Here is a 23,141-nt window from a genome sequence, read left to right on the forward strand (position 1 = left end):
TAACCATTGTTTTTGTTGTCGATTAGTCTAACGAAAAATCATGTATAAAAGCATGTACCCCAAATTGTACCCCTTCCATCATTATAGAGAAGGGAAGAAAGGCAAAGAGCCTGTCTTTCATGTAACGCCAAAAGCAGAATCCATTAAAGACTTACGTCTTAAAATAAAAGAGAAGGCATGAAAGAACCTCACTCTAAGTAAGGAAGAATGGATTAGACAGGTCATAAGAGGCAAAGTGAATTACTATGTCACCATCATTACGGCGAAAAAAGAAAATGAAGAATTAGGTCTTTAAAGTCATTGTATAACTCGATGTGTTCGAAGAACCTTGAAAGAATTGGATGGATATATAAGAAGAAGGTTGAGAGTAGCCTTTATTCACAAACATCCATCTCAGAGAAAAAGGATAAAGATGCAAAGTATGTGGAATAATGCATTCTTTCTTAAAATCAATCTCATTCCGACCTACTGGTTGTTTCTAAATATAGCCTATGAATACACGAAAGAACGGTACATGGATGACTTAACAAAGAAATCTAAACGCGATATAGAGAATAGAATTAGATGTGCAGAAGAAAAAGGTGAGGAGTATTATTCTCCTCATCGTCTTCGTAAGATGCAAAATGCCTGGAATGCATCTTCTTGATAATATATGTAAACATATAGGTAAGCCGTATGCCTTAATAATGCACGTACGGTTTGATAAGGGGGAAGCCATGAGAATAGTTTCCCTACTTTATTATATGCAATGAAAGTAGCTAATGTTATGTGTTAATTTTCACAAGTATGGAAGACTAGAAAATGCAGCATAAGCTAGCGTTATTTTTTATGTCATTGCTTTTAGACCATTCTTTGTAAGAGGGGCATTGCGGTTTAATCAGTAGCAAGACATAGATATTGTATCTTGGGACCAAACATTGTAATGCATAACAATCGTCAATATTGATGCACAAATGCCTAAAACAAACCAATCTATTTACCTGAGGAAATAACTATGCGAGAAGAATACAGTGGAATTGAGGATAATCAAGAGTATATAAAATCTAAAAATGAAGGCTTAGATTTTTTAGATGATATCAAAGCCAGTGCTTATAACTTAGACAACCTCGATATGGAATTTGAACTAGAAGACATAGAAGAAGATATCAAAGAAACAAAAGGTGGTAAAGATAAGTAACCAATAATGTGAATATGACTAAAAAACATCAATGGAACATAAAGTGTTGTAACTTTTTTCTTTTATATTGAAGGAATACTTCTTCTTTTGTCGAATTTTGGATGAAAGAGGAGGGATATAAATGGCAGAACCAAAATGTCCAAGTTGTAATATTCAAGGTTTAGAACACATTGTTTCGTCAGATAGTCATGAAGAATCAGAAGCTGGGACTCCTTGGTTTAATATTGCACATTGTAATAAATGTGGGCATGTTTACGGTGTATTTAATAAATTTTCACTAAGTTCACCAAGTGTAATAGAAGATTTACTGTAAATGAAAAGACAAAGGAACGTCCACATGGACGTTCTTTTTTTGAAAAAGAAAGAGAGAAAAGGGGGATGTGTGAATGACACTGGAGGGGAACACAATGGATATTTGGCAAGATGCAGTAAACAAAAGACTTGATGGTCATGACGTCTTAATCCAGCAAATACGAGACCAACAGCTATTAGATGGCCACGATATAAAAAATCTAAAAGAGGACACTAAAGAAATTAAAGATGATACGAAATGGACACGTCGAGCTATAACGAATTCCTTTATTATCGGGATTATTGGTGGAGCTGTAGCAATTTTTTATGCTGCATTACAATTAGGTTTATTAAGAACGCTTGTATTGGATGTTGATAAGTTCATGCAGAAATTTTATGGAAAAGATGGAATCTAAACACACATTACTTGGAGGAATAGGCTATGAGAGCAATGGTGATTGATAGGTATGGGGAAGTTCCAATGCGCTTGGCAGAAGTGCCCACACCTGAAATTGGTGAATATGAGGTACTCGCAGAAATTCATGCAGCAAGTATTAATCCTGTTGATTTTAAGATACGCGATGGGAAAGTGAAAATGTTAGTTAAATACAAAATGCCTCTTATCTTAGGGAATGACTTTTCCGGTGTCGTTGCAAAGGTTGGCGCTAAAGTGACTCGTTTTAAAGTTGGTGACGAGATATATGGACGTCCACGTAAGAGTAAAATCGGCACTTTTGCTGAATATATCGCTATTCACGAAGATGACATCGCCTTAAAACCTAAAAATTTGAGCTTAGAAGAAGCTGCATCGATCCCACTAGTTGGGTTGACTTCATATCGAGCCCTAGTAGATATTTTACAATTACAAAAGGGACAAAAAATTTTAATTCATGCTGGGTCTGGTGGAGTCGGTACCTTTGCTATTCAACTAGCCAAATTAATGGGTGCCACTGTTACAACGACACGACAGCCAGTGTAGCTGGTGCGAATTTAGTGAAATCTCTTGGAGTAGATGAAATTATTAATTATAAGTTAGAAAAATTTGAAGTGATACTGAAAAACTTTGATGCGGTATATGAAACACTTGGAGGCGATATACTCGAAAAATCATTCGAAGTGATAAAAAGCGGAGGAAAAAATGTTTCTGTGTCGGGTTTACCGAATGCTCGCTTTGGTAAAGAATATGGTTCCGGATATTTCAAAACTTTATTGTTTTCAGTGGCAAGTAATAAACTTACAAAACTTGAAAAAAAGCATAATGTTCAATATACATTTCTGTTTATAAAGCCAAGTGGAGAACAATTAAGTATCATCACAAGCTTTATTGAGACTGGTAAAATCAAACCCATAATTGATAGAGTTTTTCCTTTTGTAGATGCTCAAAAAGCGATGGAATATGTGGAGTTAGGAAGGGCCAAAGGGAAAATAATATTAAAAATCAGATAGTTGGTAAACGAAAGTTTTTCACCTTTTCTTCTTAAAATTCTATAAAGTCACTCTCTTTTAATCAATCTTTATTCTAAAGTTACAAATGATCTTCAACGAACGGTTGCTTCGCTTTAATGAAATAACCAAAGCCTAAATTCTCACTTTTAATACCGGGAATTTAGGATTTTTATATTATGATTTCCTTAACGTTGTAAATCCTCATTTTCTTGACGCTACCCCAAGAGGATAGAATTGTATGATAGGTGAGTGTTACAAAATCGATGAGCATAAACGTCAAATTTATTATTATGACCCTTTTAGAGTGAGAAATGATAGCGCTTATTACAATGCAAGGCGTCATTGATAGAGAATTCGAGAAAAACCTAGCATTGAGGTAAAGTGAATGGATATAGAGGACCAAATTACCAACTAAATTTCAATTTTTTTAAGGTAAAATATAAATATGAGAAACCGAAGATCTCCCTTCGTAATTCTCAACAATTTCATAACGAGATTGGAGCCCCACTGTTGAAGAAGTGGGGCTTTTTTAATTTGAAAGAAACCTTGTTGAAAGGTTCACCACAGAAAGATACAAATAAATTTTTTATTTACGAGATAAATTCCCTTACCATTTATTAATCTCCGCATAACCTATTAATAGTAATAGGAAAGGAGGGGAAGAAAATGTCTGGATATGGCGGAGGCGAATATGGTGGATACGGCGGATACGGTAATAACGGGTCTAGCTTCGTGTTGATTGTAGTGTTGTTTATCCTACTTATTATTGTGGGAGCAAGTTTTATGAGATACTAAAAAATAAGATGTAGATTAAGAGAAAGTTTCAGCTTTGCCGACATCACTTTTTAGTCATTGGGTATATATTGTCCACTGTACCTAACGACCTTAAAAAAATGGTGAGTAAGAAAGTTTAAAACATTAGATGTTTTCCCATTTTGTATCTCCTCTTCTAAAGAATCGACCTTCTCATAAGTGAGTTGGTCGCTTCTTTATTTGTCCAAAAATAAACATCATAATTACAGTTTTGAAAACATTAACTGGAATTTTAAACTAAATGTACTTTGTCAAAGATACCTCACCAAAATGGTTATCCTAAAAACGAAGGAATGTCTCTCTTTTGGAGGGCATTTTTTGATATAATAGTGGGAAGTATAGAAATTGAAAATGAGGTTATCAAATGGAACAGTATTTAACGTTATGTAAACATATTATGGAACATGGTGTCGAGAAAGGGGATCGCACCGGAACGGGAACGAAAAGTGTCTTCGGATATCAAATGCGGTTTGATTTAGCGGAAGGTTTTCCTTTAATGACAACGAAAAAAACAGCTTTTCGATTAGTTGTGAGTGAATTATTATGGTTTATCAAAGGAGATACGAATGTCAAATCCTTAATTGAAGTAAATAACCACATTTGGGACGATTGGGCGTTTGAAAAATGGGTCAAAAGTGACGAGTACACTGGTCCAGATATGACGGATTTTGGGGTACGCGCAGCAAATGACCCTGCCTTTAAAGTAATTGTGGACGAGCAAATGGAAATCTTCTGTACGAAAATTATGGAAGATGAACATTTTGCGGCGGAATTTGGAGATTTAGGACCAGTTTATGGTAGACAATGGAGATCCTGGCCAGCTAAAAACGGCGAAACAATCGATCAACTGCAAAAAGTAATCGAACAGATTAAGAAAAATCCGGATTCTAGAAGACATATTATCACTGCTTGGAATCCAGCAGAAGTAGATGATATGGCTTTACCACCATGCCATGCATTTATGCAATTTTATGTGGCAAATGGGAAACTTTCTTGCCAGTTGTATCAACGAAGTGCAGATGTGTTTTTAGGTGTGCCTTTTAATATTGCTTCATATGCATTATTAACCCATCTCATTGCAAAAGAATGTCAATTAGAAGTAGGTGAATTTGTACATACACTTGGAGATGCGCATTTATATGCTAATCATATGGAGCAAGTGGAAACACAGTTAGCTAGAACACCACGATCATTACCGGTTCTTTCTTTATCGAATGAGAAAGATTCGATTTTTGATTTTGAGATTGAGGATATAAAAATAGAAGGATACGATCCACATCCGCGCATTAAAGCACCTATTGCAGTTTAAAAAGAAATGGGGAGATAAATAAATGATTTCATTGATCGTAGCACATGATTCGAATCGAGTGATGGGTTTAGATAATAAATTACCTTGGCATATTCCAGGAGATCTTGCTTATTTCAAAGAAAAAACGATGGGTAAAGCAATGGTAATGGGAAGAAAAACGTTCGAATCGATTGGTCGTATATTGCCAGGAAGAAAAAATATCATTATTACGAGAAATCCTTCTTACAAAGTAGAAGGGGCAGATGTGGTAACAAATCTGCCAGATGCCGTAGCCTTAGCAAAAGCATATCACGATGAAGTGATGATTATTGGTGGGGAACAAATATTTCGAGCAATCTTGCCAAAAGCAGATCGATTATATGTAACGTTTATAGAACGAACGTTTGAAGGAGATACATTTTTTCCGGAGTACGGTAAGGAATGGGTATTAGTAGACACATCGGAAAAGATGGAAACAGCGGATGGAATCCATTACGTGTATTTGGTTTATGAAAGAAAAGAAAATTTATAAGCATTCTCTAGGGTATTTGAACAATTTTCATGTAATTGTTCAAATATCTTTCTTTAATTCATACAGTATAGTATATGGCTGTTAAATAAGTTTACAAGGTGCCGTACTTCTTCTTATAATAGTACGTATAGAGGAAGGAAGAGATAGAGTGCCTAAAGTCCATATCGTAACTGATTCTACAGCTGACATAACAAAAGAGCTGATAGAACAATATAATATTCACATTGTACCACTTTCCATTCATATAGATGGGGAATCATACATCGATGGTGTTACGATTCATCCAGAAGAGTTTGTAGATAAGATGGCTAAATCAAAAGAATTGCCTAAATCATCCCAGCCGGCTGTTGGTGTTTTTCAAGAGTTATATGATAAGCTAGGTGCAAATGGAGATCGAGTTATTTCGATTCATATGACAGGAACTATGAGTGGTACTGTTAAATCTGCTCAAGCTGCTGCTGAAATGTCTACATCTGATGTGACGGTGATTGATTCCCAATTTATTTCGTTTGCATTAGGTTTTCAAGTGGAGGAAGCAGCTAAAATGGCGGCAAAAGACCATCCAGTTGAAATGATTATACAAAAGGTAAAAGAAACTTGTGAAAAGACAAAATTATTGGTAGTAGTAGATACATTAGAAAATTTAGTAAAAGGTGGACGTATAGGGAAAGGAAAAGCTATGTTAGGATCTTTGCTTTCCATTAAACCAATTGCGAGTTTGACAGATGGAGAATATACACCTGTTGCGAAAGTACGAAGCCATAAACAAGTTGTCAATTATTTGTTTAATGAATTTTTGAAAGACACGAAAGGGAAAATCGTAAAGAAGGTAGGCATCTCCCATGCAAATGGATTTTCCATGGCTACCCCATTAAAGAACCTAATCGAGGAAACTGGATTTAAGCAAATTCAGATGTCTTTTACCTCACCTGTAATTAGTACGCATACAGGTCCTGGTGCTATTGGATTTATGTATATGACAGAATAGTGAACAGGCAGGGAAAAGAAGATTCCCTGCCTTTAATGATAAATAAAGGGGTTAATAATGAAATATATTGTTGGTTTTTTATGTATATTCTTACTTTCAGGTTGCACATCAAGTGAGCTAAAGGAGGTAAGCTTCTCAGAAAAAGAGTCCGTTTTGTTTGAAGAGTATGTTATTCCTTTTTCCTTTTTTCCGAGAACGATCCAACTTGTTGGACTTGGAGATTCACTTACACAAGGCGTTGGAGACGAATTAAAAGGCGAAGGATATATTGGTCGACTACAAAAAGAAATTTCACAGTATAAAGGAATAGAAGAGGTTATTTTAACCAATACTGCGAAAAGAGGACGTCGAAGTGATCAACTATTAAAAATGCTAAAAGCGGGAGAAATCGATCATCAGCTACGAAAAGCAAATATTATTACACTAACGATCGGCGGTAATGATATGATGAAAGTAGTGAAGAAAGATTTATTCAATTTACGTGTAGAAGCATTTGAAAAAGAATTAGTGAAATTTGAACAAAACTATGATGAAATATTAGAAGAAATTCGAGAGATTAATAGCAACGCTCCAATTATTCTTCTTGGTCTTTACAATCCTATCAGTGCAGTAACAGATGAAAAAAGCGAACTTGATGAGATTTTAGCAGATTGGAATAATAGCATTGAAACGATGGCATATAGCGATACAAATGCTTGTTTTGTACCAATCGATCAACTTTTTGTGACGAATGCGAATTTAGTGTATCATACGGACTTTTTTCATCCTAATAGTAAAGGATATGAATTGATTGAAGAGGCTTTAATCAATTCTTTAGAAGATTGTGGTTTAATTAATGAACGAAATAGGGAAATGTTGTTTTAAGGAGTTGTTTACATGAATAAGTGGAAGATTGCATTTTTTTTGTTGCTAATTGTTATTTTAGGCAGTATAGGAACAGCTATATATTGGGTAACAACTCCATCTGAAACTATGCCATTGGAAGCACCAAAAGTAATCCCTGGTGGAAATATTCTAACAGTTCATGCGACAAAAGAAAATTTTCAAGGAATCGCTAATTCATATCTTAAAAAAGCGATGAAAGGCAAGCCGCTTCCCTTACAACTAACAGTGGATGATCAAATAGTGTTATCTTCGGAACTAACAATCTTCTCCCTTAACTTTCCAGTTAAAATGTATTTTGAGCCGTATGTGGAAGAGGGCGGGAATATTCGACTAGAGCAAACTTCCTTAGAGGTAGGGCAAGCGAAACTCCAACCAGAGGTCGTTTTGAAATTATTGCGAGATTCCATTGACTTACCTGAGTGGATCGTTGTAATGCCTGCAGAAAAGGAAGTACATATTCAATTAGCAAGTATTCCGATGTCTTCTGGGATTCATGTGCGAGCAAAAGAGTTGAATTTAGAGGAAGATATAATAACATTAGAAATAGTTATACCATCGAAATGAGGTGCAAAAAATGGAAAAAGCTACATTTGCAGGAGGTTGTTTTTGGTGTATGGTTAAGCCCTTTGATTCATATGAGGGGATAGAAAAAGTGGAATCCGGTTATACAGGTGGTCATATGGAAAATCCAACGTATGAACAAGTTTGCTCGAATGCAACGGGACATTATGAAGCAGTTCAAATTACATTCGATCCAGCAAAGTTTTCCTACGATCAGTTATTAGAAATCTTTTGGATGAATATTGATCCTACAGACGATAACGGTCAGTTTTTTGATAGAGGTTCTTCTTATCAAACAGCGATATTCTATCACTCTGAGGAACAAAGAGAAAAAGCTGAAAACACAAAGGCCGCATTGGATGCATCAGGAAAATTTACTGTTCCTATTGCAACAAAGATTTTACCAGCTACGAATTTTTATGCTGCAGAAGACTATCATCAAGACTATTATAAGAAAAATCCAGCACACTATAATCGATACTTTGTCGGTTCTGGAAGGGCAGCATTTGTAGAGAAAATGCGGGAGGTATTCAAATGAAAGAAAAACTAACGGACATCCAATATTACGTAACACAACAAAATGGAACAGAGCCTCCATTTCAAAATGAGTATGACAAACATTTTGATGAAGGAATTTATGTAGATATCGTTTCGGGGAAACCATTATTCCATTCAAAAGACAAATATGATGCAGGTTGTGGTTGGCCAAGCTTCACTAGACCAATTGAAGACCAAGAAGTAATCGAAAAATTCGACGACAGTCATGGAATGCGACGCGTCGAAGTAAGAAGTAAAACGGCGAATTCCCATTTGGGACATGTCTTCCCAGACGGACCGAAAGAAGAAACAGGATTACGCTATTGTATAAATTCCGCATCCATGCGGTTTGTACCAAAAGATAAGCTAGTAGAAGAAGGTTACGAAGAATACTTGAAATTATTTTAAGAAATTTGAAAAGCACGGAAGAGAAAATTTTTCTTCCGTGCTTATATCCAATTATAGCTTAAACTCATTTACTACTTTTCGAAGCTCATCTGCCTGATGGGAAAGTTCAATTGCGGATGCATTGATCTCTTCCATTGCAGCGGAACCTTGCTCTGCCGCTGCAGCCGAAGTTTCGGTATTAGATGCTGTATTTTCGGCAATCTGCGTAACTTCCACAAAAGATGCTGCTACTTCTTGACTAAAGTTAAGTGTATCTCCAATTTGATTAACCATTTTATCAATTATTGCAATCGTATCATTCGTTTGTTGCATGATTTGTTCTAGTGAAGTGTTTGTTTCATTTGCCACTTCAACGCCTTTAATAACATTTTCTACACCTTGATGATTTTGTTGTACGATTGATACTACTTCGCTTTGGATGGATGTGACGATTCCAGTTACTTCTTTTGCAGCATCTCGTGATTGTTCTGCCAGTTTTCGGACTTCATCTGCAACGACTGCAAACCCTCTACCATGTTCTCCAGCTCGAGCTGCCTCAATCGCGGCATTTAAGGCAAGTAAGTTGGTTTGTTCTGCTATAGTAGTAATTGTTTTAATAATGGATGTAATTTCATACGATTTAGTTCCGAGAGCCTCTACGGTTTGAGAAGTATTAGCCATTGTTTCTTCAATGTTCATCATTACTTGAGAAGAGTGTTGAACAGATTCGCTACCTTTGCGAGCAGCTTCAATCATTTGATCCGTCGCTTCTTTTACAGATTGAGCATCATTGTTCAAGTATCTAGTTGCTTCTTCTAAAGAATTCATTTTTTGGATGGCAACGGTCATACTACGCATTGTATGTTCACTGCCTGTAGCTATTTCGTTCGTAGAGTCCGCAATAGATTGAATCGTTACAGCAGTTTCATCAGACGAAGCCATTAATTCTTGTCCACTTGCCGAGACATTTTCAGTTAGCATGCTTACTCGTTTGACTAAGTTAGCAATGGATCCTATTAAAATATTGGTGCTTTCTGCAATTTCAGAAAATTCATCTTTCGTACGAATCTTTACGCGTCTCGTTAAATCTCCACCTGCTTGTGCAATTTCTAATATAGAACGATTGATAGAGTAGGTGCTTCGCTTAATTGAATAGAAAAGATAAATTCCGAATGATAATGTTAATAAAACCGAAAAAATGGTTAGAGCAACAAATAAAAAAAGCGAGTTATTATTTTCTTTTTTCAATAAAGCAATTTGTTTTGCATTATTTTTAGCTAATAATTCATTCATTGCCGCAATATGAACATCTACATAGCTCATTGCCGTTTTTCCGTTACCAGCGTTTATAATTTTTTGAGCGGCTTCAATACCTTTTGTATCTCTGAGTTCGATCACTCTTTCCGAATATTGTAGATAGGTCATAAAAAATTGGTCGATCGATTGTATTTTTTGAAGTTCCTCTGGGCGATCTTTATATGTTTTATGTAATTCTTTTAAGTGTGTAACAATCGCGTCTTTATTTTGTTTGTATGTTGTCTTATAATTTGTCTTACCTGTAATTACATAACTTTGCTCTGCATTGGCAAGTTGTGCAATTTCTGTCGAGATTTGATTGACCATTATTTGCTCTTTCATATCTACATTTGTAAACGTTTCAAAAGCTTGTTGTGATGAAGACATTTTAGTAGAAGTTAAGATAAGCATGGACACTAAAATAATGATTAACACGGAAAATATTAATAAGACCCGTCCTCGAATGGAATGGAACATATTTGAATTAATCGTTCTAGTAAGTCTTTTATCCTTCCTACCCCTTTTGCTGGAGAGGGAGAAAGTATTGTTTTTATTAGTGGTGTTATCGTTCTTTTTCCTTCTTTTTTGAGTAAGCCATTGTAATGATTTTTTCTTTTGTTTAACATCTTTTATCAAAGCAACCAACCCCTTCTTGATGTGTTACATAGTAATATCAATAAGTTTACTTGTTTTATGTTGTATTATCTACATTTTTATGAATTTTCTATGTCTTTGTGACTAAAGGAGGAGAAAATAGATGAAACAGTCTTTTTATTTATTTGCATTAAAGTTTCGTGGGGGTCAAAAGGAGGATAAAAAATCTCAGTTTGCGGAAAGCATGTTCCTACAACATGATTTCCCAAAAGCAGAAACCTCTTTTCATGCACTTTCACAGTATATTGAAGAACTAGCGCACCCTATGCTTACGGCAAGCGTCTTTGATGAACTTTGGGAGTATTATACAGAAGGAAGCAGGTAGCTTGTTCGTTGCAATTACGCCTAAAAAACGGTATTATTAAGCAGATGCATATATAGAAATGAGGTTATATAATTGAGTATTCATATTAGTGCAAAAAAAGGTGAAATTGCGGATACAATTTTACTACCAGGTGATCCGCTTCGCGCGAAGTATATCGCGGAAACATTTTTGGAAGATGTAGTTCAGTATAACGAGGTTCGTAATATGTTCGGATATACTGGTACATATAAAGGAAAACGAATTTCTGTTCAAGGAACTGGAATGGGAGTCCCTTCAATTTCTATTTATGTTCATGAGTTAATGAATGACTATGATGTACAAAAACTAATCCGTGTTGGTACATGTGGAGCAATCCAAAAAGACGTAAAAGTACGTGATGTAATTATTGCACAAAGTGCTTCTACTGATTCTACTTTAAACAAAGTATTACTGGATGATATTAGTTATGCTCCAACTGCCGATTTCGATTTGTTATATAAAGCATACAACGCTGGAAAAGATGCGGGATTGAACTTAAGAGTAGGTAATGTGTTCACGGCAGATTTATTCTACAATGAAAATGCGCAAAATGAAAAATGGGCGGATTATGGAGTGCTTGCAGTAGAAATGGAAACTGCAGCTCTATATACATTAGCAGCTAAATTTGGACGCCAAGCACTTTCTGTATTAACAGTTAGTGATCATATTATTACTGGTGAAGCAACTTCTTCTGAAGAGCGTCAAACAACTTTCAACGATATGATCGTTGTTGCATTAGAAGCAGCAATCCAGGACTAAGAGAGCAATAGTGAGAATAGACTGTCATAAATGGCAGTCTTTTTTTAAAATGATAATCAGTTTTTTGGGAAAAGGGTGAAAAAATTGGACGAACAACAGCAAAACAATGAAGAACCAAGACGATTAGAAGATACAAATCCTTCTAGTTACATTAAGATGAAACCATTTGTTTTTCTATTAACTATTTTTTCCCTAGTTGTAGTAACAGTTGCAATTACCATGCTTTCTTTGACATGGGGAAAAGAACAAGTGGTGAATCCTATTAATACCCAATCTGAACGCTCGGAGTTTTCTAAATTGTTCATGGCATATGACAAACTAGAAGCAGAATACTATAAAGATATAGATGAAGAAGCGATTATTAACGGTGCGATAAATGGAATGATTGATGCGTTAGATGACCCTTATTCCGATTATATGAACGAAAGTGAAGCTTCCCGATTTAATGAGAGTATTTCTTCTAGTTTTCAAGGAATCGGAGCTGAAATACAAGAACGGGATGGTATTATTACGGTAGTTTCCCCGATTAAAAATTCTCCTGCTGAAAAAGCAGGGGTATTACCGAATGATAAAATCATGGCGGTAGATGGAAAAGATATTCAAGGCTACAGTGCATCCGAAGCCGTTTTATTAATTCGAGGAAACAAAGGAACAGAAGTAACACTATCCATTAAACGTGGAGAAAACGCTACGATGGATGTCAAAATTGTACGAGATGAAATTCCGATTGAGACGGTTTACGCTGAAATGATAGATGATCAAGTTGCACATATCATTATTTCTAGTTTTTCAACAAATACGTATGATGAGCTACTCACTGCCATTGAGGAAATGGATAGTGAAGGCATGAAAGCTTTAGTACTAGATGTTAGGCAAAACCCAGGTGGGCGTCTAGACACAGCAATCGATATTTCTAACTTGTTTGTGGAAGAAGGGAAACCAATTCTTCAAATTGAAGATAAAGGAAATAAGATTGTTACACCGGCAACACCAGGTAAGCGAGTAGATGTTCCAGTAACTATTATTATCGATGAGGGAAGTGCTTCTGCATCGGAAATTTTAGCAGGTGCGTTGAGTGAATCCGCTAATGTTCCGTTAGTAGGTTTAAATTCATTTGGTAAAGGTACTGTTCAAACAGTAAATGATTTACCAGACGGATCAAATATTAAAATTACGACTGCTAAATGGTTGACGCCAAAAGGAAATTGGATTCATGATAAAGGAATCGTTCCTGACTATGTAGTGGAATATCCTAGTTATGCTATGTTATCACCAATAGATCCTTCTACTACATTAGAAGAAAGTCAGTCTTCTGAAGCCGTTCAAAATGCGAAAGAAATGCTTCAAGCAATTGGCTATGAAGTTGGAGACATTAATGAGAAATTTGATGCCAAAATGACTGCAGCGGTGAAAAAGTTCCAAGTAGATAACAAGCTTGAAATCACCGGTAAACTTGCAGGTGACTCCACTTTCGTATTAATGGATAAAATTCGAGAAAAAATCGTCAATAACGATCCACAATTGGAAAAAGCAAAAGAAGTCGTTACAGAGCTATTAAATAAATGAAAAAGCTGGCCATTTTGGTCAGCTTTTTCAACACGTATAAAGGAGCAAACAAAAGATGAAAGATGTCTATTTATTGAGCGGTTTTCTAGGTAGCGGGAAAACTTCGCTTTTATCTCACATAATTGTGCAATTTAAAGCAGAGGGGATAAAACCAGCAGTTATTATGAACGAACTTGGGAAGCTTCCTTTTGATAGTAGAGCGGTAGATAATGAGGTTCCTTTGAAAGAAATGCTGGAAGGATGTATTTGTTGTACAGGATCTGAAAAAATGGAGGCACAGCTACAAATGCTTCTAGAGGACGAAGATTTTGACGTGCTATTAATAGAAACAACCGGTGCAGCACATCCTGTAGAAGCAATGGATGCAGTTCTTTCTCCTTTATTTGCAAGTAAGTTAAATATGAAAGGAATTATTACGGTTGCAGATTGCAAAAGATGGCTAGACCGTGACAAAATGACGCCGCAAACGAGAATGCTCTTTTTTGAGCAAATAAGACATGCGCATTTAATAGTAGCAAATAAAACTGATTTACTTACCGAAGCAGAAATATTAACGGTTACGATGCAAATACAAGGGTTAAATGAGTTAGCTCCTATTATACAAACTGCAAATAGTAAACTTCCTGTAAAATTATTAAAAAACATGGAAGCCACATTCCATGAAAAAGAGGTGCAAGAAGCAGCTATTGGAAAACAACTATCGCTTTCTTCCCGATTACATACATTTCAAGAAGAACTAAATCAAGAAGAATTTGAAGAATGGGTTCGAAAGTTGCCAGATACTGTTTATCGAATGAAAGGATATGTTCCATTAAAGGGGCATAAATATCCATATCTATTCCAATATGCTTATGGTACGGTGCAGTGGCTTCCAGAGTATATGAAAATGCCTCCTGAAATCGTTATTATAGGAGATCGAGTAGATAAATTAAAGATAATAGGGAGTAAATCCATTGATTGAGGCATTTCAATTGTTATATAAAGAACGTAAATGGACTAGTGAACTGCAAACGGAAGAACAGGTTCTTGAAGTGATAAAATCCGAGCTATTAGATGAATTTACACACCCAAGAGCAAGACTATCACCAGAAAAAAAGTTTTCGCTTGCTTTAGATAGAATAAGTTTAAGTACGTTGTCGTATGAAGAAAAGGAAATGATGATCAGGGTATATGAAGAGGAATATATAAATCTGTCAATAGATGATAGAACGTAATATTTAAGTATAATGGTTAAGCTATCCAATTATTATGCGTGAAAAAGTCTTTTTTGATAGTGTTTTCGATTAAAATGGTCTCATTGGAATATTTTATGTCAATTTTTCTGCTTTTTTTGTGTTTACAATAGGGGGGCACAAAAGAAGGAGGAAATGAAAATGAATAAAAAACATTCTATCATGGTTGGGTTACTTGCAGGTGGCTTATTACTTTCAACGAATACAGCTGAAGCATCGATGACAACTGGAAATTCACAAACTACTTCCGAGGCAAATACATCCGTTACGTATCAATGGCAGTCTCCGATTAAAGTTATATATAATTACAATTCAAATAACTTAGATATTCAAAATTTCATCAATGAGCAATTAACAACTTTACAACCGCTTATTATGAAAGAACTACAAGAAGCTCAGAAATCTATCGTTACGAAGCAAACACCAGAGAATAAGAAACCAGTAGAAAAAGAACAAGCACCAGTAGTTAAGAAACCAGTAGAAAAAGAACAAGCACCAGTAGTTAAGAAACCAGTAGAAAAAGAACAAGCACCAGTAGCTAAGAAACCAGTAGAAAAAGAAAAAACACCAGTAGCAGAAAAACCAGCTACTCCAGCTACTCCTGTAACACCACCAGTAGCGAAGGAACCAGTAAAAGAAAATAACCAAACAGCACAAGTATCTTCTGTTATTCAACAAGTAGTAGATTTAACAAACCAAGAACGTGCAAAAGCAGGACTAAAGGCTTTACAAATTGATACAAAACTTACGCAATCAGCGCAAGCAAAATCACAAGATATGAAAGACAAAAACTATTTTGATCATACGAGTCCAACATATGGTTCACCTTTTGATCAAATGAAATCGTTTGGCATCACATATACATCCGCTGCAGAAAATATTGCAATGGGCCAACGAAGTGCAACTGAAGTTGTAAAAGGGTGGATGGAATCACCTGGACATAGAGCAAACATTATGAATCCATCATACACACATATCGGAGTAGGATTATCCGATAGTGGATACTACTGGACACAACAATTCATTGGAAAATAATAAATCGAAAACCTACTAGGATTATATCTTAGTAGGTTTTTTCAATTTTTACGCTAATAATTGGTAAACAATCAAAGTTTAATAGTATATATAAAACTGTCAACAGTGTTTTAGAAGAAATAAATTAGTTTTTTAGTTAAAATAACCATAGTTTAAACAGGGAAAGGTTGTTTTTACTAACATGCTCACTCCGACTGGATTCATTGGAATATTTTATTGAAAAAAATTGGGTGATCTTATGTTTATAATAAGGGAGCAAACGAAGGAGGAGAAGATGATGAATAAAAATTATTCATTAATAGTTGGGGTACTGGCTGGTAGTTTGTTATTTTCAACTCACTCAGTGGAAGCATCTATGACAACTGGAAATTCAAATACCGCTTCAGAAGCAAAATCATATGAGACACAAACATGGAACACTCCATTTAAATATAGTTTTAAAGAACCTAGAGAGAATGCACAGCAAACTCCCGAGAGACCGGTAACTGAAAACAATGAAGTAGTAAAAGTAGATTCCGTAATTCAACAAGTAGTAGATTTAACAAATCAAGAACGTGCAAAAGCAGGACTAAAAGCATTACAAATAGATACAAAACTTACGCAATCAGCGCAAGCAAAATCACAAGATATGAAAAACAAAAACTATTTTGATCATACGAGTCCAACATACGGCTCACCATTCGATCAAATGAAATCACTTGGCATTACGTATCAATCAGCAGCAGAAAATATTGCAATGGGACAACGTAGTGCAGCAGAAGTAGTGGATGCATGGATGAAATCACCAGGTCATAAAGCAAATATTATGAATCCATCATACACACATATTGGAGTAGGATTGTCCGATAGTGGGTACTACTGGACACAACAATTTATAGGTAAATAAAAAGTGTAATCCTATCAAGTATTAAACTTGATAGGATTTTTTGTGTTTATATTCAAAATGAAGAGCACATACTTCCATGAGAAGAGGTGATCTGATGGTTGTTTATAAAGAAACAATAGAATTACTTCAAAATACTTTCTCCGAATCCTTTGATTTTATTACAAAGGAACTACAATGGGAAAATGAGCGAGTAATACTTTGTTATTTTACAACGATGATTGATACTGCAGTTGTCATGAAACAAATCAATCATTTACAAATTCGTTTCGAGACAAATGACCCAAACTGGAATATAGCTCCCTTTTCAGAAGTGGTGAAGTTTTCAATTGAACAAATAGAGATTAGTCTTTGCACAGGAGAAACTGTTCTTATTTTTCCAAGCTCAAATACAATGCTTCGAATATTCATGCCCAAAATTGCTTCAAGGGCACCTACACCACCAGAAAATGAGTATGTTATTCGTGGTTCCCATGATGGTTTTATAGAAAATGCAGATGTAAATATTAATTTAATACGAAAAAAAATTAACTCTCCTGATCTAAAGATAGAAAGATTAACAATCGGTTCGGCAACTAATACAAAAGTTAACATTATTTATTTGAAGACGAAAGTAGATCAAGGAGCATTAGTTGTATTGAAAGAAAGACTTGCTAACATTGATATGGAAATGTTATATAGCTCTGGCCAGCTTGAAGATTATATAGAAGATTCGATTTGGTCACCGTTTCCTCAATTTTTAAACACGGAAAGACCAGATAGAGTCGTTGCAAATCTGGTAGAAGGTAAAATTGCTATCCTATCGGATTCAGATCCTACTGTACTTGTTGCCCCAGCTAGTTTATTTACTTTTTATGAATCTCCAGATGATTTTAATGGGCGAGTTTTAGTTGGTTCGTTTTATCAATTAGTTCGTTTAGCTAGTTTTTTTACAGCCATTTTTTTACCTGCATTTTATATTGCAGTTATCAGTTTTCATTTTGAAATAGTGCCAATCGATTTAGGTCAGCAAGTTAAGAGTTCTGTTAGTAATGTTCCTTTTCGTCCCATATTCGAAGCATTCCTTTTAGAGATAATGATTGAACTAATTCGAGAAGCGAGTATTCGATTACCTAGTCCTGTTGGCCAAACAATTGGGGTAGTAGGGGGATTAGTAATTGGAGATGCAATTGTTTCTGCTGGGCTTGCTTCTAATCTAATGATAATAGTTGTTGCTTTGACAGCACTTGCTAGCTTTGTCAGTCCTTCTGTTGAATTGAGTACGTCCGTACGTATTCTTAGATTTCCTTTTATGATAGCAGCTTCTATATTAGGCTTTTTTGGAATTGTAGTAGGTTCACTCATGCTTTTTATTCATTTATTAAATTTACAGTCATTAAATCGACCATATTTGTCGCCCCTAATACCTTTTGAGCCCAAAAAACTTTTATCCGTGTTTTTCCGACTTCCTAATTATAAGTCACATAAGGGACAAAAGTATTTTTATTTCTTCAAAAAAGGATTGAAGAAAAATGAATAAATGGACTGTTTCAAATAAACAATTATTTATGTTTTTATTTGTTATTCAAACTGGTACTATCTTTATTACACTCCAATCGCGCGTGATTAATGCTGCAGAACAAAATGCATGGATTGTATTCAATTTAGCTAGTGTTCTACATTTAATCTTGTTAATTATTTTTAATAAATACTATCAATATTTTCAGTTGAATAAGTTTGAAAAATGGCTTTTTCAGATTTATTGGTATACAGTGGTAATTATTTTTTTGGCGACAATAGGCTTTTTGTTAATTGTCTGGGTTTTTCCATTAACCCCACATTGGATTGTTATTGGAATAATCGTTTTTATTTCTTTCTACGCAAATATAAGTAAATATGCAGTGCCTCTAAATATTTCGATTATTTTAATTCCTTTCGTCTTCTTATTTGTAGGAGCGTTATTTCTTTCTGTTCCAGACTTAATATGGACTAATTTATTTCCTCTAGGACATATTGATAAAAAGCAATGGATTAATGGTTTGGAGCAATCATTAGATGCGTTCATCGGATTGGAAGCTTTTTTAATATTACGGCCTTTTGTACAAGACAAAAAAGATTTAAAAACAAAACAAATCGTTTTTTATCAAATTGCACTAACGCTTTTTTTTCTAATTACTATTCTGTTCTCTCTGTTGTTCTTTTCACTGGAAGATATAAAAATCATTCCCATAGCAATCATGTATTTGTTAAAGTCTCAAGGCGTAACTTTTGTCGAACGTCTAGATTTATTTTTTACTTATATTTGGATGACATGGAGTATCATAACGGTAACTTTATTTATGTTTTTAGGAATTCATTTATATGGAACGATGCATAATAAGGGGCACTTCAAATTTACAGCAATTATACATTTTATTATTTTTATATGTCCGTTATTTTTGCTATCAAGGGATATATTAAAAAAAGCAAATGATTTACTTTTTTACGGCCATTTGATTTTTGGAATTTTATTGCCATTGTTTATTCTCCTTAAGGGATGGAGGAAATCATTGCGTGACTAAAAAGATAAGTTTATTACTATTAATTCTATTACTATTAAGTGGATGCAGGGATGAACGGCTGAACAAAGACTTTGCAAGTGTACCTATGATTGGTTTTGACGGAAAACTTGGAGCTCTAACAGGCTATTTTGGTTTACCTGGTGAACAACATAATACAAATAAATTTGAAATGCTTTCCGCAAAAGGGATATCGGTAGAAGACGTAACATTGATAGTCGATCAAAAGATAAACCAAAGAGTTGACATTTCCAAATTAACAAGTATTTTGTTTTCTGCTGAAACTGCAAAAGGTGACTTCTATAGCTATCTTGATTGGTATTATCGAAATTCCCGAAACCGATTAAATACTGTATTAATCGTAACGGATGGGAGTACAGAACCCTTCATCCAATATGGGGATAAGATGGGAAAGGACGTAAATAATTATTATAGTGAATTTATAGAAGGGTTTAAGTTAAATGCTATTTTACCCAAAACTAATTTGCAACTGGCATGCACTGATCTACTAGATGAAGGAATCGATTTGACCTTACCATATATGAAAATGTCAAATGAAGGTAAAATGCCTGAATTAGATGGTACGGCTCTTTTTAGTGGAAAAAACTTTTCAGGAAAAACGTTAAATAGGGAAGAGTCAATTGTATTACAACTCATGAAAAATAAAAAAGGGAAGTATACGTATTTGACGTTTAAGTATGATGATATTCCGGTAACAATTAGAGTAAATAGTGTGCAAAGGAAAATGAAATGGAATGGGACGAAAATAGATATTAGTTATCAAATGAAAGTGGGCATTATGGAGTATTATAAAGATCATTTATTAGAAGAAAAGGAACTTAAATCATTAGATAAGTTTTTAGAAGAAAAATTAACAAAGAGAATGGAAGAAGTTTTAAAAGTATTACACGATGCAAATAGTGATGCCCTTGGGATAGGTCGTTATGCGAGAGCATTTCATCCAGATATATTTGAAGAAAAAAAGTGGAAAGAAAAATATCCGACTTTAACGATTACTCCAAAAGTAAAAATTAAAATAATGGAAACGGGAATTTTAGATTAAAAAACGACACAATTACAATGCGTCGTTTTTAGTCATTTTTTTCTGTAAGTATACAAGTCTTATACCGAGTGTAATTGCACCAATCGTAAGACCAACAATGAGACCAATCCAGTAGCCAAAACGCTCGAAAGAAGTGTAGTTAGCTAACAAATAACCGGTTGGAAGTCCAATAATCCAGTACGAAATAATGGCCATGATAAACGTAATCGTAACATCTTTGTATCCTCTGAGTGCACCTTGTACGGGTGCTTGAATCGCATCCGATAATTGGAAGAGCGCAGCAAACAAGAAAAACTGAACAGTTAATGTAATTACATAAGTATCATCTGTATAAATAGATGCAATTGGTTCTCGGAATATTAACAGAATAGATGATGAAATAAAACTGAAAAATACAGCTGTTCCCACACTTAACCAACTATACGTTTTCGCATCTTTATACCGTTTTGCTCCTACTTCATGACCTACTAAAATAGTTGCTCCCATAGCTATACTAAGCGGAATCATATAGAGCAAGGAAGTAAAATTCATTGCTATTTGATGTGCGGAAATAACTTCTGTTGAATACCTACTCATCAGAATTGTTACAGCTGAGAAAATCGTCGTTTCCGCGAAAAGCGCCAATCCAATAGGAACTCCTATTTTTGTTAGCGTGCCGATTTTAGCGAAAGATGGTTTACTCCAGAATTTAAATATCGTTAATTCTGCAAATGGTTTATTTTTATAAACGATAAAGATTGCAATAAAGAGGATAAGCCAATATGTTATGGCAGAGCCAATCCCCGCTCCTACTCCGCCGAGTGCAGGGAAGCCAAACTTTCCGTAAATGAATACATAGTTTAAAATGATATGAATCGGTGCAGATAACAAAGTGATAAACATGGAAACTCTTGTTTTACCTAATGCATCGATAAAGGAACGTAGCACACTATATAAAAATAAGGGAATAAGACCAATACTCATCATATACAAATATTTCTTCGCAACTAAGCGTACACTATTTTCAAGGGGTATCAAGTTTAAGACGGGATCGATCAAAAATAAAATACCAAGAAAAACGATAAATGCTAGGAAAATAGCAATATAAAAACCTTGTTGTACAAAGGTACGTACATCTTCCTTCTTTTTTGCACCGATAAATTGTGCTACAATGGGCGTAATTCCTATTAATATACCAGTTAACCCGGTATAAACAGGAAGCCAGATAGAGGATCCAATAGAAACACCTGCTAGATGATCAATACTATATTTGCTTGTCATTAATATATCAAAAAAGGTCATTAAATAAAGTGCAACTTGTGTGATTAAAATAGGTACTACAATTTTAATCATATTCTTGCTTTTTTCGGGTAGTGATTTCGTTTCATGCATTTTGGCATACATCCTTTAAGTTTTAAAATAGTTAGGAGATTATGAATGAATAATAACACAATTGTATTAACAGGCGGGGGAACTGCCGGCCATGTTTCGTTAAACGAAGCAATTATTCCCGAATTAATAAAAAAAGATTATAAAATCCATTATATAGGCTCTCATGATGGGATTGAAAGAACTATTATAGGGGGAAATTTTCCGACGATACCCTATCATTCGATTTCCAATGGTAAACTTCGAAGATATTTTTCGATGAAAAACTTTTCGGATCCATTCAAAGTGTTATATGGTACTTTACAAGCATTAACGATATTAAGAAAAGTAAAGCCTTCTCTCATTTTTTCAAAAGGCGGATTTGTATCTGTTCCTGTAGCTATCGCTGCAAAACTTGCGAACATCCCAGTAGTAATACATGAATCAGATGTAACACCTGGCCTTGCGAATAAAATCGCTTCCTCTTTTGCAGAACATATTTTTACCGTATTTGAAGAAACATTAAAATACTTACCAAAAGAAAAAGCTTCTTCCATTGGTGCAATTATTCGCCCAGACTTATTTTTAGGCAATGAACAAATTGCAGAAAAGATTACCGGCTTCCAAGCGAGTAAAGAAACGATCATCGTTATGGGTGGAAGTCAAGGTTCCGCAAAAATAAATGAAGTTATTAAAGATAATATAGAGTCATTAACGAGTAAGTTTCAAATTATCCATTTATGTGGAAAAGGTAATTTGGATCCAGCTTTAACAGGGAAGCCTAATTATATTGCATTTGAATATGTAACGGATGAGTTACCTCACTTATTAAAGATATGCGATTATGTAATTAGTCGTGCAGGTTCAAATTCTATATTTGAATTTCTTGAGTTAAAAAAACCGATGTTGTTAATCCCATTATCGATTCATGCAAGTAGAGGGGATCAAGTTTTAAATGCAAACTTTTTTGAGAACAAAGGATATGCTCTAAAAATTGAAGAAGAATACTTAACAACGAAAAGTTTTATGGATATACTATCCGATTTAGTGAAATATAAAGAGGAAATAGTCGATAAACAATTCACTGCAGCCTCTTCAAAAACACCGGATCAGTTCACAGAACTACTACTTACGTATAAAAAATAAGAAACCCCAAATATAGCAGGAGAAGGAAAATAGTATTTTTTCTTCTGCTGTTTTTTTCTATGTTTAGTTCAAAATATATCTAAATTTTCTTTCTATGAAATCGAATATCCATCGTTACAAAGGAAAAACTGATAAAGATTAAAAACGAAAGGAGTGTTCTCGATGAAAAATCGTAAACCACCACATGAACAGTTCACGATGAAAGAAAATGGTTTGACTTCAATGCAAGAAGTTAGATATCAAAAAGCATACAATCGTGCTGACAAAGCAACAACCAAGAAAAATCAAGAAAATCATAATAAATAGTAAACTTCATAACGCACTCCGATCTAGGCGAATGATCAGAGCTTCTATTAGATGTACAAGCAAGAGCAA

At 34.7% G+C, this 23,141-nt stretch carries 25 protein-coding genes and 2 pseudogenes; 25 read left to right on the top strand and 2 right to left on the bottom strand.

From position 1 onward, the window contains the following. Positions 1-412 precede the first annotated feature (412 nt). The 13 genes and pseudogenes from ACIQYS_RS09905 (at position 413) to msrB (ending at position 8,926) form a co-directional block, all read left to right on the top strand. Positions 413-646, top strand: a complete 234-nt coding sequence (locus tag ACIQYS_RS09905) for a hypothetical protein (RefSeq protein ID WP_402978495.1) — start codon at positions 413-415, stop codon at positions 644-646. A gap of 348 nt (positions 647-994) precedes the next feature. Then, positions 995-1,177: a hypothetical protein gene (locus ACIQYS_RS09910; RefSeq protein WP_402978498.1), complete on the top strand. Its 183-nt coding sequence runs from the start codon at positions 995-997 to the stop codon at positions 1,175-1,177. Positions 1,178-1,298: 121 nt separating this feature from the next. Further along, positions 1,299-1,490, top strand: a complete 192-nt coding sequence (locus ACIQYS_RS09915) for a transcriptional regulator (RefSeq protein WP_402978501.1) — start codon at positions 1,299-1,301, stop codon at positions 1,488-1,490. 94 nt (positions 1,491-1,584) lie between these two features. Continuing rightward, entirely contained in the window at positions 1,585-1,884 is a 300-nt protein-coding gene (locus ACIQYS_RS09920; protein ID WP_402978504.1) for a hypothetical protein, read from the top strand. Positions 1,885-1,910: 26 nt separating this feature from the next. After that, positions 1,911-2,914: pseudogene (locus tag ACIQYS_RS09925) on the top strand (NADP-dependent oxidoreductase). Positions 2,915-3,580: 666 nt separating this feature from the next. Then, positions 3,581-3,709, top strand: coding sequence for a YjcZ family sporulation protein (locus ACIQYS_RS09930; RefSeq protein ID WP_402978507.1), 129 nt, complete (start codon positions 3,581-3,583; stop codon positions 3,707-3,709). Positions 3,710-4,091: 382 nt separating this feature from the next. Next, the gene (locus tag ACIQYS_RS09935; protein WP_402978510.1) at positions 4,092-5,036 is read left to right on the top strand and encodes a thymidylate synthase; all 945 of its coding nucleotides are present in this window, start codon (positions 4,092-4,094) and stop codon (positions 5,034-5,036) included. Positions 5,037-5,058: 22 nt separating this feature from the next. Continuing rightward, the gene (locus ACIQYS_RS09940) at positions 5,059-5,547 is read left to right on the top strand and encodes a dihydrofolate reductase (RefSeq protein WP_402978513.1); all 489 of its coding nucleotides are present in this window, start codon (positions 5,059-5,061) and stop codon (positions 5,545-5,547) included. Positions 5,548-5,695: 148 nt separating this feature from the next. After that, positions 5,696-6,535, top strand: a complete 840-nt coding sequence (locus ACIQYS_RS09945; RefSeq protein ID WP_402978516.1) for a DegV family protein — start codon at positions 5,696-5,698, stop codon at positions 6,533-6,535. 57 nt (positions 6,536-6,592) lie between these two features. After that, positions 6,593-7,399 carry a GDSL-type esterase/lipase family protein gene (locus tag ACIQYS_RS09950; RefSeq protein WP_402978519.1) on the top strand — a complete coding sequence of 269 codons (807 nt, stop codon included), beginning with the start codon at positions 6,593-6,595 and terminating at the stop codon, positions 7,397-7,399. 12 nt (positions 7,400-7,411) lie between these two features. After that, the gene (locus ACIQYS_RS09955) at positions 7,412-7,984 is read left to right on the top strand and encodes a YpmS family protein (protein WP_402978522.1); all 573 of its coding nucleotides are present in this window, start codon (positions 7,412-7,414) and stop codon (positions 7,982-7,984) included. Between the two features lie 10 nt (positions 7,985-7,994). Then, on the top strand, positions 7,995-8,519 hold the full coding sequence (gene msrA, locus ACIQYS_RS09960; RefSeq protein ID WP_402978525.1) for a peptide-methionine (S)-S-oxide reductase MsrA: 525 nt from the start codon (positions 7,995-7,997) through the stop codon (positions 8,517-8,519). Then, positions 8,516-8,926, top strand: coding sequence for a peptide-methionine (R)-S-oxide reductase MsrB (gene msrB / locus ACIQYS_RS09965; RefSeq protein WP_402978528.1), 411 nt, complete (start codon positions 8,516-8,518; stop codon positions 8,924-8,926). The genes msrA and msrB overlap by 4 nt, the downstream gene beginning before the upstream one ends. A 51-nt stretch (positions 8,927-8,977) precedes the next feature. On the opposite strand, the gene ACIQYS_RS09970 is transcribed toward msrB, so the two are convergent. Continuing rightward, positions 8,978-10,837 (bottom strand): methyl-accepting chemotaxis protein, encoded by a 1,860-nt coding sequence (locus tag ACIQYS_RS09970; protein ID WP_402978531.1) that lies wholly within the window; start codon positions 10,835-10,837, stop codon positions 8,978-8,980. A 121-nt stretch (positions 10,838-10,958) separates the two neighbouring features. Here ACIQYS_RS09970 and ACIQYS_RS09975 point away from each other — a divergent pair, with 121 nt between their 5' ends. The 10 genes and pseudogenes from ACIQYS_RS09975 (at position 10,959) to ACIQYS_RS10020 (ending at position 20,273) form a co-directional block, all read left to right on the top strand. Next, entirely contained in the window at positions 10,959-11,180 is a 222-nt protein-coding gene (locus ACIQYS_RS09975; protein ID WP_402978536.1) for a YozE family protein, read from the top strand. 72 nt (positions 11,181-11,252) lie between these two features. Then, positions 11,253-11,957, top strand: a complete 705-nt coding sequence (deoD, locus tag ACIQYS_RS09980) for a purine-nucleoside phosphorylase (protein WP_402978539.1) — start codon at positions 11,253-11,255, stop codon at positions 11,955-11,957. 84 nt (positions 11,958-12,041) lie between these two features. Beyond that, complete coding sequence (locus ACIQYS_RS09985) at positions 12,042-13,523, top strand: lmo1851 family serine protease (protein WP_402978542.1); 1,482 nt, start codon at positions 12,042-12,044, stop codon at positions 13,521-13,523. 55 nt (positions 13,524-13,578) lie between these two features. Continuing rightward, entirely contained in the window at positions 13,579-14,484 is a 906-nt protein-coding gene (locus tag ACIQYS_RS09990) for a CobW family GTP-binding protein (RefSeq protein ID WP_402978545.1), read from the top strand. Beyond that, positions 14,477-14,737 carry a hypothetical protein gene (locus tag ACIQYS_RS09995; protein ID WP_402978548.1) on the top strand — a complete coding sequence of 87 codons (261 nt, stop codon included), beginning with the start codon at positions 14,477-14,479 and terminating at the stop codon, positions 14,735-14,737. Before ACIQYS_RS09990 ends, ACIQYS_RS09995 begins: the two co-directional genes overlap by 8 nt. 159 nt (positions 14,738-14,896) lie before the next feature. Further along, entirely contained in the window at positions 14,897-15,790 is an 894-nt protein-coding gene (locus ACIQYS_RS10000; protein ID WP_402978551.1) for a CAP domain-containing protein, read from the top strand. A gap of 529 nt (positions 15,791-16,319) precedes the next feature. Further along, positions 16,320-16,676: pseudogene (locus ACIQYS_RS10005) on the top strand (CAP domain-containing protein); the annotation flags it as partial. 94 nt (positions 16,677-16,770) lie between these two features. Next, positions 16,771-18,192 (top strand): spore germination protein, encoded by a 1,422-nt coding sequence (locus ACIQYS_RS10010; protein ID WP_402978554.1) that lies wholly within the window; start codon positions 16,771-16,773, stop codon positions 18,190-18,192. Continuing rightward, positions 18,185-19,213: a GerAB/ArcD/ProY family transporter gene (locus tag ACIQYS_RS10015; RefSeq protein WP_402978557.1), complete on the top strand. Its 1,029-nt coding sequence runs from the start codon at positions 18,185-18,187 to the stop codon at positions 19,211-19,213. The genes ACIQYS_RS10010 and ACIQYS_RS10015 overlap by 8 nt, the downstream gene beginning before the upstream one ends. Further along, entirely contained in the window at positions 19,206-20,273 is a 1,068-nt protein-coding gene (locus ACIQYS_RS10020; RefSeq protein WP_402978560.1) for a Ger(x)C family spore germination protein, read from the top strand. The genes ACIQYS_RS10015 and ACIQYS_RS10020 overlap by 8 nt, the downstream gene beginning before the upstream one ends. Positions 20,274-20,285: 12 nt before the next feature. Here the strand turns inward: ACIQYS_RS10020 and ACIQYS_RS10025 are convergent, their stop codons facing one another. Then, complete coding sequence (locus tag ACIQYS_RS10025; protein ID WP_402978563.1) at positions 20,286-21,644, bottom strand: MATE family efflux transporter; 1,359 nt, start codon at positions 21,642-21,644, stop codon at positions 20,286-20,288. A 45-nt stretch (positions 21,645-21,689) separates the two neighbouring features. On the opposite strand from ACIQYS_RS10025, the gene ACIQYS_RS10030 reads away from it, so the two are divergent. Further along, positions 21,690-22,766 (top strand): undecaprenyldiphospho-muramoylpentapeptide beta-N-acetylglucosaminyltransferase, encoded by a 1,077-nt coding sequence (locus ACIQYS_RS10030; protein ID WP_402978566.1) that lies wholly within the window; start codon positions 21,690-21,692, stop codon positions 22,764-22,766. Positions 22,767-22,928: 162 nt separating this feature from the next. After that, positions 22,929-23,072, top strand: a complete 144-nt coding sequence (locus tag ACIQYS_RS10035; protein ID WP_402978569.1) for a YfhE family protein — start codon at positions 22,929-22,931, stop codon at positions 23,070-23,072. The last annotated feature ends 69 nt before the right edge of the window (positions 23,073-23,141 follow it).

This window comes from Psychrobacillus sp. NPDC096426, from assembly GCF_044762745.1.
Lineage (GTDB): Bacteria > Bacillota > Bacilli > Bacillales_A > Planococcaceae > Psychrobacillus.